The 13,112-nt window shown below is 52.6% G+C and carries 10 protein-coding genes; all 10 read right to left on the bottom strand.

Annotated features, from left to right (window positions below):
• Nucleotides 1-30: 30 nt before the first annotated feature.
• Nucleotides 31-1,854 carry an RHS repeat domain-containing protein gene (locus tag M2298_RS25985; RefSeq protein ID WP_280649261.1) on the bottom strand — a complete coding sequence of 608 codons (1,824 nt, stop codon included), beginning with the start codon at nt 1,852-1,854 and terminating at the stop codon, nt 31-33.
• Nucleotides 1,855-2,270: 416 nt separating this feature from the next.
• A complete protein-coding gene (locus M2298_RS25980) occupies nt 2,271-3,359 on the bottom strand; it encodes a hypothetical protein (protein ID WP_280649260.1) in 1,089 nt (362 codons plus the stop codon).
• Nucleotides 3,360-3,418: 59 nt separating this feature from the next.
• Nucleotides 3,419-3,952 (bottom strand): RNA polymerase sigma factor, encoded by a 534-nt coding sequence (locus M2298_RS25975; RefSeq protein ID WP_122966434.1) that lies wholly within the window; start codon nt 3,950-3,952, stop codon nt 3,419-3,421.
• Nucleotides 3,953-4,274: 322 nt separating this feature from the next.
• Nucleotides 4,275-5,912, bottom strand: a complete 1,638-nt coding sequence (locus M2298_RS25970) for an AAA family ATPase (protein WP_280649259.1) — start codon at nt 5,910-5,912, stop codon at nt 4,275-4,277.
• Between the two features lie 170 nt (nt 5,913-6,082).
• The gene (locus M2298_RS25965; protein ID WP_173599820.1) at nt 6,083-6,376 is read right to left on the bottom strand and encodes a hypothetical protein; all 294 of its coding nucleotides are present in this window, start codon (nt 6,374-6,376) and stop codon (nt 6,083-6,085) included.
• A 108-nt stretch (nt 6,377-6,484) separates the two neighbouring features.
• Entirely contained in the window at nt 6,485-7,900 is a 1,416-nt protein-coding gene (locus tag M2298_RS25960; RefSeq protein WP_280649258.1) for an FMN-binding glutamate synthase family protein, read from the bottom strand.
• A 217-nt stretch (nt 7,901-8,117) separates the two neighbouring features.
• Nucleotides 8,118-9,545, bottom strand: coding sequence for a dihydrolipoyl dehydrogenase (gene lpdA / locus M2298_RS25955; protein WP_280649257.1), 1,428 nt, complete (start codon nt 9,543-9,545; stop codon nt 8,118-8,120).
• A complete protein-coding gene (locus tag M2298_RS25950) occupies nt 9,546-10,901 on the bottom strand; it encodes a dihydrolipoamide acetyltransferase family protein (RefSeq protein WP_280649256.1) in 1,356 nt (451 codons plus the stop codon).
• Between the two features lie 18 nt (nt 10,902-10,919).
• Nucleotides 10,920-11,903: an alpha-ketoacid dehydrogenase subunit beta gene (locus tag M2298_RS25945; protein ID WP_173598066.1), complete on the bottom strand. Its 984-nt coding sequence runs from the start codon at nt 11,901-11,903 to the stop codon at nt 10,920-10,922.
• Nucleotides 11,900-12,967, bottom strand: coding sequence for a pyruvate dehydrogenase (acetyl-transferring) E1 component subunit alpha (gene pdhA, locus M2298_RS25940; RefSeq protein WP_122966427.1), 1,068 nt, complete (start codon nt 12,965-12,967; stop codon nt 11,900-11,902). The genes M2298_RS25945 and pdhA overlap by 4 nt, the downstream gene beginning before the upstream one ends.
• Nucleotides 12,968-13,112 lie beyond the last annotated feature (145 nt).

The raw sequence follows: 13,112 nt of genomic DNA, 5'->3' as shown, positions 1-13,112 counted from the left end.
GATTCTCATAGCGCCAATGCTCCTCTTCACTTAATAGTCCGTTTTCTTGCTGAGATTTCCGTTGCTGTCATACGTAAACTCGGAGAGGACTTGTCCATTTTGCCTGATTTGAGTCAGTTGTCCTTTGGCGTTATACACGTATTCGACCCCCGTATAGCGGGCGAGCAAACGTGCGTGAACGGCATTGTTGTCAGCGGAAGAGACGACAACATAGTAATCCCGGCCTTTTTCCATGGATACAATCGCTTTGGAAAATGGCGGGTGATCCCCGTCGTCATTGGCGGCAAGCAGCCTGGTCTCTCCGAAGTCTTCATAGATTGCCAGCTTGGTATTGCTTGGCCCGCTCCCTTCCACTCCCCCAAAATAGGTGGTTGAGAGTTCAAAATCTCCAGAGGAAGGCGCCGTAAATTTGTAGATTTTTTTGGAGCCTTTGGCAAGATCGAGATCGGGTGGTGCTGCGATTGTGAACGAGTCTGTGTCTGTAAATTCCAATGCAAACGTGTCTGTGACGACATCTGCATCTGCACCAGCTATTTTTGCCTTCGGGATCGTCACAAACAGATTCGTTGCGCGGTGTTTCTGCTCGTGTTCAACCGCTTTTCCCGTAAATTGAATGCTTAACTGCGTGCTGTTGACACGGGTAACAAGCGGCTGCAAACCAGTTGCGACGTTGTGTACTGTCACAAAAGAGGCTGCATCGGAAGTAAAGGTGCCATTTTTTAAGACGACAGTCTGCGTTTCTGTCAGCGTCCCATCGTTTGCAGAAGACTCGTGAAGCGCAGCGGAAACGACACTGGCACTGGCATCCAAAGCAGCTGTCAACCGGGCGTGAAGTCCTTTTGTCGAATCAAAAGAAGTAGCCAGAACAAAATAGGTCACGCCTGCGTCCAGTGGCACTTTAATTTCGGAAAAGAGAGAACCATCGACTGCCTCATCATTAAACTTCAGGGCTTGCTGCAACTGCTCGTCACGAAACACGGACAAAACCGTATCAAACGGGGCGCCAAATCCTCCGTATGGACTTGTATAAAAACGGTAAGTACCAGTTACAGGAGCCGTAAAGCGGTAGCCAGGGGTTTCCCCCGTAGGAAGACTGATATCAATAGGTTGAGCCAGATTGAGTACAGTCGTAATCTTACTGAATGACAATAAATAGGAGGTCGTTTCACTAAAATCGCGGCTCATGCTAAATACAGAGAAATAATAGGTCGTATTCGGTTGCACCTGAAAAGTGACGTTTTCCGTTCCCCCAACTCCTCCTCGCGTACTCATGCCCACTACTTTGTTCGGCGCTTGCATGACTGCCAGGTCGAAGTTTTTATCTTCGGGAACGCGCAATGTCACCGTAAGCTCGCCAGATTGCGCCCCTGAATCAAAACGGTACATATCGAGATCTTTAGCTGTAGACAGCTTCGAATTGTAAAAGTTTCCACTTGTTACAGGGTAACTTGTGTCTACATCGTCGTTCGGTTCAAACGGATCCAAGACAGGAGCAGCAGCAGCAAAAGCGGTTGCGGTTCTGCTTGCCAACTGAGGTTGAAGCTCCTGTTCCTGCGGCTTTTGCTTCAGCGAAAGTTCGGGGATCAACTGTTCCCAATATTTATCAACTTGTTCTTCCAGTTGTTTTTGCAGGGAGTAAATGTGTGCTGCTTGTTTTTGCAAAGACTTGTTAATTTTCTCTTGGCGGATTTGCCTGTTGGAATCAATCGGTGTCTGATGCAGCTTGAGGTTCTTCTGTGAAAAGGCAGCTGATTGTTTTTCGATTTTTTTCGCGAGCTTCTTGTCGCCTTTTTGCAGGGCAAGCTCTTGAAAGAAAGTCAATGTGTTCAGCAAACCGTAAATCTCTTGATCCATCTGAGGAATCGCTGTCGCGGGATTCTCTTCGGCAGAAGCTCTCGCTAGAGGAACGAAAACGAGAAAAAAGAGAAGGAAAAGAAGGATTGCACTTGTGCTTTTCATGATCTTGCTGGACATTTCTTGCTCACTACTTTCCTTGAACTTAAACGAAATGAATGAAGGGCATATTTGGGTCAGCGACGTGCTATTTTACGAAAAAGATTATGTATTCCATCACCTCAGCTATATCTGTCAGCTATCAAAAACAACATACGATAGTATATCAATCTGTTCAGCTATTGCCTTGGCTTAAATATTGGTTGCATTAACAATAAAAGCCTTACTTGTTCGCACACAAAAAAAACCGCCAGAACATTTCTCTGACGGTCTTCCAGCTTGCAAAAAAGCCAATTAAACTCTCACAAACATACAGCCTAGTTGCCCAACTGAATCGGAACCTCCATATCCACATCGCGGTACTGGCGCTCCTGGATCGCGTAGGAGATCGTCAGTTCTTTCGGCTGTTTTTCCAACCCGTTGATGTAAAGAGCGCTTTTGATCCGCACCCGTCCGTCTTGATCGCGGACGTACTCTCCATCGCCGTTGTCCATGCTCACTCTGTATGTTTTCCCTGTCTCGTCTGTTGCACTCCATTCCGTGATGTAGATGATGTCTTTTGGCAGCAGTGCTTCAAATTCAATGATCCCGCCTTTGTTTCTCACTTCGTACCGTCCGGCGATCTTCTCCTGCTGATCGTTCGTTTTCAGATGAAACTTGTGGAAGGTAAAACGGCTGCCGCTGCTTTCTACCGTGACGGGTTGTTTGCTCAACGCATCCAGCGAAAGCTTGCCCTGGAAAGTTGCCAATTCATTCATGTAGATCGAGTGGAGCTTGAAGGTCACCTTTTTTTGATCGGCAAATGGCGTAAATCCGTCCCACCACCTCCACATCATCGCACCGCTCTCGCTGTCTCCTTCGCCTTTTGTGGTAATCGTTACCGCATTTTTGCGAATGCCGTTCAGCGAATCGAGCACGGTGTCATCCCGACCGGCAAGCAGCTTTCCGTTCTCGTCAAAAATTTCGTATGCCAAACTGTGACGGTTCAAATAGTCGCCCAGCTCACCAGAAGCGTTTTCCGCCATGCTTTGATACTCCTTTTTGCGCTGCTCGTTCCAACTGGTCGTAAGCGACAATAAGCTGTTGCTTGGAACGTTCGTCAGTTTATCCAGCTTGACCACGACTCCTTGAGGTGACGTGTACTCGCGATTGATTGCGACGGTCTTCGCGACTTCCTTTGCTTTTTTCATGTCGATAGGAACATCCAGCTTCCAAGAACCGCCCTTCCCTTTAATATCGTTGAACTGGACTCCGACCGTCAGTGTGTCCGGGGATTTCTGTGCGGTGTTGAACAGTTCGATCACTTCCTGTTCGACCAAAATGTAGCCCCCGTATTCTCCCAATGTCCAGCCGTCTCCCTCCGGATTCAAGTCTTGGCCGGTTTCGTCTGTCAGCGTGAAGTCCACATCGATGTCATCCAGGGTGCAATCGAGCTTTTTCCCGTCCTTGTCGACAAAATCAAAAATCAGAGCGATCCGCGTTGGATCGGCGAGTGCTTCTTTTTCGCCCGATGCAGTCTCATCTGCACCGTCGTCGTTGGCAGCACTAACATCTCGCTGATCTCTTTGTAGCTGAGCTGATCGATGTAGCGCAGGACAACGACCGCGCGATATTCCTCTTCCAGCCCCATGATGTGACGAAGCAGAACTTGCTGCTGCTCTTTTTGCAGGAAAGCTTCCTCCGGTGTCTCTGACCCGATCAGTTCCACCTCTTCGTCCGACGTCTTGACGCTTCGCTTCCGTTTCCTCAGTTCATCCAGGCAATGGTTGATGGCAATCCGGTAGAGCCATGCGGAAAAATTACCGTCCGGCTCAAGCTTTTCCAACTGGAAATACGCTTTTGTAAAAACCTCCTGGGCGAGATCTTGGGCATCCTGTTTCTGTCCAATCATCCGGTACAGGCGGGCAAAGATTTTTCCTTTATACTTGTCGACAAGTCGTGCATAGGCTTGCTGATTTCCGCCCTGCACCAGACGAACGAGCTCGTTATCGTCTTGCATCTTCCCTCTGTTCCTCCCATGTAAAAGGCTTGCTGCGCAGCTTGTGCCTTTTTGGTCCAAACACGTCTGTCTGTTTTTTCACCAGACTCTCCCACTGCTCGGCTGGTTGCAGGTTGCCAATTTTCCCAGACTTTTGACATGTTCACCAAGTATAACGAACATCCCGCGATTTTCTTTCCCATTTTCCCTAAAAAAGTGATAAAACTTTCCAACCCCTGAGCAAACCGACGTATGCTCGCAGTTGTCGATCAACACAAAAAAACCGCCAAGACACCGAAGTGACTGGCGGTTCGATACGGCCCGAAGGCACATGGATGAAAGTTTACGACAAAGCAGGTCGCTTGTCGCCGTACAACTGCACGTACAGTTCCTCGATTTCTTCTCCGGTCAGGTCGCCTCGCTTCAACAGCTCCTCCGCGATGGCGTGCACGAAATCGGCGTATTGGCGCACCAATTGCTTCACCTGTTTCATTTGCTCATGCAGCAGTTCGTTGATTTTCGGTCGAAGTGTTTTGAGCGCCTCCTGCCGGGCACCTGTAGCGAGCCAGCTGAACAACTCGTCGCCCATGCCGACCATGCCGAGATAAGCGCCTGCCAGCTCGGTCGCTTGCTGCAAATCAGAGGTGACTCCGTTCAATTTTTTGCCGAGAAACTCTTCTTCGACGGCTCTGGCAGCGAGGCACACCTGAATCGCGGCCAAAATTTCGCTGTCGCTGCGATTGTACCGCTCATGCGTCGGTTTGGTGGCGGCAAGGCCAAGAGCGCCGCCGCGGCGAATGATCGTCACCTTCCAGACCCGTTCGTGCGGCTTGAGCAAATATTGCGCGACGGCATGACCTGCCTCGTGGTACGCTACGTTTCGTTTTTCGTCCTCACTCATGGAGCGCAGCGGCTGTTTCAATCCCCACTCGTACGTTTCCATGGCGACCCGGAAGTCGTCGTAGCTGGCGCTTTGCGCTCCACGCTGGTGGGCGATGACGACCGATTCATTGACGATATGCTTGATCTGGGCAGGACTGTAGCCAATTGTATCCAATGCAGCACGTTCCGGGCTGAGAGATTCGTCGTGCTTCACCTTTTCCAAATAATATTCGAAAATATCGATCCGTCCATTGTAGTCCGGAGTGTCGACCCACAGTTGTCTGTCAAAACGGCCGGGCCGCAACAGCGCGGAATCGAGCACGTCCGGCAAGTTTGTGGCGGCAATCGTCATGACGGCGGGGCGCTCAGCCTTTTTGCGGCGCAGACCGAGGGAGCGCAAAAATTTGGCGATTTTCGAGCTGTCGAGGTTGGGCGGGTCCATTTGCAAAAGCAGCTCATTCAACAAGCCTGTGCCGCCCATCCCCAGCATCCCGCCTCCGCCCATTCCCCCTTGGCGCTGCATGCCGATCGCGTCGATCTCGTCGATGAAGATGATGCAGGCGCCGTACTCCCTGGCGCGTTTGCGCGCTTTTCTGTACAATCCCATGACTTTCAGGTTGCCGACACCGAAAAACATGTTTTGAAAACTGGGGGCCGAGGCGTAGGCAAACGGAACCTGGGCCTCGTTGGCAATGACCTGCGCGAGATACGATTTGCCCGTACCCGGTGGGCCGCACAGCAAAAGACCGCGGATCGCTTCGCCCCCCATTTCCTTAAATTCCTTCACACCCTTTAGCAAGGTAACGATTCGCTCAGCATTTTCCACAATTTCCGGATTGCCGCGATAGTCATTCCACGTCGCTCCTGTTTCCCCTGGCAAAATCCAATACGTCCGCCCACGCGCCAAAAACCAGAACAGGGCAACGAACTGGATGATGATGAACATAACGGCAAACAGCAATTGAAACAGCAAGCCAAGGATGCCCAATGCGATTGACCAGTAAGTCGGCCCTCCTGTGTACAACACGATCGTTAAAAAGGCGATGGCTGCTACCCAGAGGAGGACTTTCCGCCACTTGATCCATTGATAGTTTCTCATGGACCTACTTCCTTTACGGAAAATTTTGAATTTTTGTTAGAAAGTCGCAAGGAGGTCTATCCAGCCAGAAGGAAACCGATCGTACTCTTTGACGCTCCTCTTCTCTCACTATCAAGGTCGTGTTTCAAAAAGAACGAACAGCCCACCGGGATGGAAGGCCAACCTGTTGCTTATGCAAATCGTTTGATAATGTCAAGCAGGTACTTCACAATGACAGCCAAGCCGCAGATGAAGTACCAAACGACAAGAATATACCCGGTCGGGTCGATGACAATCATGGAAACGATAATGTTTAATGGCAATACATAATAAAGAATGTCCTTCAAATAGCCCAAGACAAAGGACGGGTTGACCGAGCCTGCCCAGAACGAACGGAACAGGACGATGAGAAAATCGATCATCATGAGTCCAAAAATGGCCCATATCGTATAAATCATCCAGTCAGCAAATGTAAAGGTCATCATGCCTCACCTCCTTGCTACATACTATGCCTTGGTTACGCTCGGGTGAGGGGGCCTCTGCCATAAATTTGCAGCCTTGTTGACTGGATTCAGCCACTATTTTTGTCTCATTTAACGGCTGCGGTGGACACGCGGGTAGCAAGCGAGCGGAATGCGTGTGACTTTGCTGGTCATGCTGTCCAGAGCGGCCAAATCCTCGATGCTCACCTGACGAAACGACGTTTTGCCGAGGGCGAGGGTCGCGATCCACATTTCATCGATAAAAGAACGGAAAAAGTTCTCCAAATACTTGGCTCCTTCTTGCACGTTGAACTCCTTTTGAAAGCGGCCGGAATAAAAGAGCAGCTGGGTAGGCGGCTCCCACGGAACGACTTTTATCACTTGATCGTGCGTCATCGCCCAGAGCAGCGCGGTTCCGAAGTAAACCCCGTCGACCCCCAATGCCATCGCTTTGAGGCACTCCCCCGGCGTAGCGTAACCGCCTCCGCTCAATAGCGTGATTTTGTCCTTGACCTTGCGCTGTTGCAAGTAGCGAACCGCACGCGTCACGGCATAAATCGTCGGCAAGCCAACATCATCCTGAAGGATCGGCGCATTTCCCTTGTATCCGGCTTGTCCTCCGTCGAGACTGATAAAATCCACCCCGGCGGAAATCGCGACTTCCAGGTCGGCTTCCATTTTGGCGCTGGTGCACATCTTCACCCCGATCGGTACGCCTTCCGTCAAGGAACGCAGCTGGTCGACAAGTTTGCGCAAGTCTTGTGGCTGCTGAACCTCCTTATGCTTGGACGGAATGACGGCATATTCTACATCCGGAAGCTCCATGATTTGACTGGCCTTGCCTTTCAGCTCCCAACTGGGGATAAACGTAGCCGCTCCAGCCGTAGCGCCTTGGCCCATCCGAATTTCAATGGCATCCGCTTGCCGAAGAATCTCCGGGCTTTTCGACCACGTCGCCGAGTGATATTGATAGATCAAATATTTTGCGTTTTCTCTTTCTTCGGGTAAGAATCCGCCTTCTCCCGTATTGGTCACCGTCCCTACCGCAGCCGTGCCCTTGGCGATGGCGATTTTCGCCTTTTCCGAGACGCCAACCCCGTATCCCAAACCGCCAGACAAAAGCGGGATTTGCAAGGTCAACGGCTTCTTTGCCATCGGGCCGATCGTAAGCTGCGTATCGACTTGTGCATCCTCGTGAGCAGGCAGGACAGCCAATTGCGCCGGAGAAAAAACGAGACCGTCGTAATTCAGAAACTTTCGCGGGCTGCCGAACGGCCTTTCGATGGCGATTCCTTCCGATGCGCGCAAACTGTTTTCCAGCACTTTCGCGGGAGAGATTTTGGTCAGCGCGGAAACGATTTCCCAAATGTTTTCCGGGTAGCGATCGTTCATCAGCCTTTTCGTAAAGCGGCCGACTACCCAGCTGATCACCGTTCTCGAACAGGCAAACGCGACCACCGCCAACAAAACGAGGGCGAGGAACGCTCCCATGCTTGCCCCGATGCCAATCGTCATCCATTTCTCCATTGTGGTCACCCCCTCTGTTCCGCTAGTCGAAAAAACCGTTTCTTCCTTAGTCTGCTTTAGGATTGGAAAACATATACTTTTGACCCTCGCAAAAGTAGACGGGAGTGTCACTCTCAGCCTGGCAGCTGGCTTGTTGAGCTGTTCCAAGCGGGGGAAACCCATGAATAGCAGCAAAAAACCTCCCCGCCCGTTGCTGAGCGAAGGAGGTTGTCTTCCCCTATTTTTTGTTGACCATATGGATGGCGTGCCCGAGGACGGCTTCTGCTGCTTCCAGCCACACCTCGCTCAAAGTCGGATGCGGGTGAATCGTTAAAGCCAAATCCTCGACTCGCGCTGCCAGCTCTAGCGCCAGGACGCCTTCCCCGATCAGATTGGGCGCATCGGCCCCTACTACGTGCATCCCCAACAACAAATGCGTGTCTTCCTCGACGATCACCTCTGCAAAGCCTTCTCGTTCCCCCAAAGTCAGCGCCTTGCCGTTTGCCCGATACGGGAAGGAAGCAGCCTTGACACGATGGCCCAATCCTTCCGCCTCTGCTCGCGTCAAGCCTACGCCTGCAATCGGCGGGTCTGTAAAAATGACATACGGGACGTACGGCGAATCCATGCTGCTTGGCAAGTCCGCGATCACCTCGGCAGCGACGATGCCTTGTTTGGACGCGCGATGCGCCAAAGCAGGCCCAGGAGTTACATCGCCGATGGCAAAAATGTGCGGCTGGTTCGTCCGGCAAAAAGCATCGACGGGAATATGGCCTCTTTCGTCGACGTTGACGCCTGCCTGTCCAAGCCCGATTTCGCCCGTATTAGGCACTCGTCCGATGGTGACGCCTGCTTTGTCGACGGTCAGTTCTTCGCGACCGTTTGCTTCCGAGAAAAGCGCTACGGTCACACCACCATCTCCGCGCGACATGCTCTCGACTTTTGTCGCCGTTTTCAAGGTGATTCCCAACTGTTTCGCTTGTTTGCGCACTTCCTGGGTCAGATGCGAAGCCGTTTGTGGCAAAATGCTGTTGGCGGCTTCCACGACTGTTACTTTTGTTCCCAGTTTGGCATACGCCATGCCCAGCTCCATCCCGATGTAGCCGCCGCCGATGATCGCAAGCGTCCCGGGCAATTCCTGCAAGTTCAACAGGTCGCTGGAATCGAGGATCGACTCGTGATCTGTGGCCAAAGACTGCGGTACAAACGGCCGTGATCCTGTCGCGATGATCGCCTGCCGGAATTTGTACGTCTCGAAGTCTCCCCCCGTCTCGACGCCGATCCGATCCGCTGAGAGAAAAGTCGCGGAGCCTTTGACGACAGTCACTCCGTTCGCTTTGCAAAGCTGCTCCACACCCTGGCTCAATTGAGAAACGACAGACTCTTTCCATGTATGCCAGTCAGCCAACTGAAACGAAGCGTTTCCTTCCGGCAGCCTGATGCCCAACTTTCCCAACCCAGCCAGCTTATGAAATTCGCTTGCGGCGTGAATCAGTGCTTTCGAGGGAATGCAGCCCCGGTTCAGGCACACCCCGCCCAACGCTTCTTTTTCAATCAACACGACCGATTGCCCCAACTGACCCAGGCGAATAGCAGCTGCATACCCGCCCGGTCCGCCTCCGATCACGACTACGTCTGTTTCGATTGCGATTTCTCCGACTACCATCTAGACCATCTCCGCAAACAACAAATTTGGGTCTTCGAGCAACTCCTTGATCCGGTTCGTGAAGCGAACGGCTGTCACTCCATCGATCAGGCGATGGTCAAAAGACAGCGACATGTTCATCATCTGGCGAATCACGCCTTCATCCTCGCGCACGACCCAGCGCTTCTCCATTTTGTGCAAGGCCAAAATCGCCACTTCCGGATGATTGATAATCGGCGTTGCCTGCAGCCCGCCTACAGGTCCGACATTGCTGATCGTAAACGTTCCGCCTGTAATTTGCGCAAGCGTCAGTTTGCCTTCCCGGGCGAGTTCGGCGAGGTGTTTGATTTCTTTTGCCAGTTGAAAAATCGACTTCTTGTCCGCGTCCTTGATCACAGGCACGATCAGTCCGTCCGGCGTATCGGTAGCGATGCCGATATGGTAAAAGCGCTTCAGCAAAATTTCGTTCGTGGCATCGTCGATGGAAGCATTCATCACCGGATATTCTTTGAGCGCAATGACCAGTGCCTTGATAAAAAACGGCAGGAACGTCAGCTTGACTTCTTTTTTCTCCGCGTGCGGTTTCAGCTTTTCCCGCAGAGCCAGCAACTGATCCATTTCCAGTTCATCGACGGAAGTGACGTGTGGAATGATCGTGACCGATTTGACCATGTGCTCGGCAATTTTTTTGCGAATGCCTTTGAGCGGGATTCGCTCGATGCTGTTTGCGCTTTCTCCCGGCATCGCGGCAAAAGCTTCCTTGCTCCCCAGTGCAGTCCCTTTTTCCGCTGCTGGTGCTGTATCGGTAGTGCTAGTGCTGGCAGTCGCCACAACTTCCGCCTCGCGAGCTGTTGATCCCTTGGGAGTCGACACTGCAAACGACGTCGCAGACACTTCCTGCAAGGCACGCTTTTGCCCGGCACTGGCGAACAAGCGCAAATCTTCTTCCGTTACGCGCCCCGCCGGACCTGTGCCGACTACTTGTTCGATGTCGATTTTCATTTCTCTCGCCAACTGCCGCACATATGGCGTAGCCAAGGAACGACGTGCGCTATGCCGGGATGGTACGACCGGGGTTGCAGCTTGTTCCGGCGCGGCTGGCGCATTTCCGGTCGACTCCTGCTTCACTTCCCCCGCAGCAATGCCTGTATCGATGACGAGGAGCACCGTTCCCACCTCAACCGTATCGCCCTCCGCAATGCGAATTTCCTGGACGACTCCGGTTGCCGGAGCGGACAGCTCTGCGTTGACTTTATCCGTTTGCACTTCAATGACAGGCTGATCCTGCACCACAGAGTCGCCAGCGCGCACCAGCACTTTCAAAATTTCGCCTTCATGCATGCCTTCTCCCACATCCGGGAGCTTAAACTCCACCATGTCCCTCGCTCCTTTACGCTAAAACGTAAGCGTTTCCACAATACCGCTCTTGACGCGCGCTGGCGTCGGCAAATAATCGTCCTCGATGCTGAACTGCGGAACAGGCACGTCAAAGCCGGTAATCCGCTTCACAGGCGCTTTCAAATAAATTAGCGCTTCATCGTTGATGATCGAAATGATCTCTGCCCCCATGCCCGCTGTCTTGTGCGCCTCATGGACGACGACGGCACGCCCGGTCTTTTTCAGCGAGGCGACGATCGCATCCCGATCCAGCGGGTAAATGGTTCGCAGGTCGACGACTTCACAGCTCGCTCCTTGCTCCCGTTCGAGCTGTTTGGCTGCTTCCTCCGCTACGCGCAGCATGGCTCCCCAGGCAAAAATCGAGATATCTGTCCCTTCGTGCACCACTTTCGCTTTGCCGATTGGCACGCGGTACATTTCTTCCGGCACTTCTTCTTTAAACGCCCGGTACAGCTTGGTCGGCTCCAAAAAAATAACCGGGTCGGGATCTTCGATGGCAGCGATCAAAAGTCCTTTTGCATCATACGGCGTGCTCGGCGCAACGACTTTCAGACCCGGTACGTGGGCAAAAAAAGTCTCGACGCTTTCCGAGTGCAGCTCGGGGCCGCGAATGCCTGCTCCGTACGGGGTGCGAATCACCATCGGGACATGATACTGTCCGCGCGTCCGGTAACGCATGCGGGCAGCGTGGGAGACGATTTGCTCAAAACCCGGATAAATAAAAGCCAAAAACTGAATCTCGACAATCGGAATCAATCCGTTCATCGCCATCCCGATCGCCGCCCCGATAATGCCAGCTTCCGACAGCGGCGTGTCCACGACCCGATTGGCTCCATACTTGTGAATCAAATCTTCCGTCGCGCGAAAAACGCCGCCATTCACGCCGACATCCTCGCCAAGCAGCATGACGCGTGAGTCTTCCGCGAGCTTTTGGTCCATCGCTTCGGTAATCGCTTGAATCATCGTCAATTTGCGAATCATGCCGGGATGTCCTCCTTTTTCGCTGGCTTCACAAGCTCGCCCTCCTGCTCTTCCGCCATCCATGTCGGCTCTGCGTACACGTGCTTGAACATGTCTTCCGGCCGCGATTTCGGGTAGCTCTCTGCTTCCACCAATGCTGCATCGATCTGCTCATTCGCCCGGGCGACCAGCTGTGCCTCCTGTGCATCGCTCCACAGTCCGCGCTGGACGAGGAACGTACGCAAACGCTGGATCGGATCGCGCTCCGTGCGCCACTCCTCCGCCAATTTTTCCTGATCGCGGTATTTTTTCGGATCGTCTGCAGTCGTGTGAGCGCCGTAACGGTACGTGATCGCTTCGATCAACGTCGGTCCTTCGCCGTTCAGGGCGCGTTCCATCGCTTCTTTCATCGTCAGCCAGACGGCGAACACATCGTTGCCGTCGATGCGCACGCCGGGAATATCGTAAGCGGCGGCACGCTGGGCGATCGTTTTCGAAGCCGATTGCTGGGAAAAAGGCACGCTGATCGCATAGCCGTTGTTTTGGCAGAAAAAGATCGTCGGCGTTTTGAAAACACCCGCGAAGTTCAACGCCTCATGGAAGTCGCCTTCCGAAGTCGCTCCATCGCCAAAGTAAGCGAGGCTGACATGCTGCTCGTTTTGCAGCTTGCTCGCCCACGCCGTTCCGACCGCATGAATCATTTGCGTGGCGATTGGGACACAGGGCGGCATGACGTTCAAGCCTTGTGGACTGATGCTGCCTTCCATATGACCCATCCAGTACAAAAACACGCGCGCCATCGATTGCCCGTGCACGATTGCTGCCGCATGATCGCGATAAGTAGGAAACAGCCAGTCGCCCGGTGTAAGTGCCAACGCGCTTCCGACCTGTGAAGCTTCTTGTCCTTCAAAAGGGGCGTACGTCCCCATCCGGCCCTGGCGCTGCAAATTGATCGACTTGCGGTCAAACAAGCGCACCAGCACCATATTTTCATACATCTTTATCATCACGGATTCATCCAGTCGCCCTTCGATGTCTTGCGTCAACTCTCCCGTAGGAGCCAATACCTGATATAATGAAGTCATGCAAACATCCCTCACTTTCTGCATCGTTCACCATCATGTATAAGCAAGTTGCGTGCCAAGTGACTGAAAGCGGTTTCATCAGACCGAAAGATGCCGATGATCATTTTTGCATATGCATTTTTGCGCAAAGATGATCAATTCTGAT

It is taken from the genome of Brevibacillus sp. 1238 (assembly GCF_029892995.1).
GTDB classification, from domain to species: Bacteria; Bacillota; Bacilli; order Brevibacillales; family Brevibacillaceae; genus Brevibacillus; species Brevibacillus parabrevis.
This window is presented reverse-complemented; position numbering and strand designations above follow the sequence as displayed.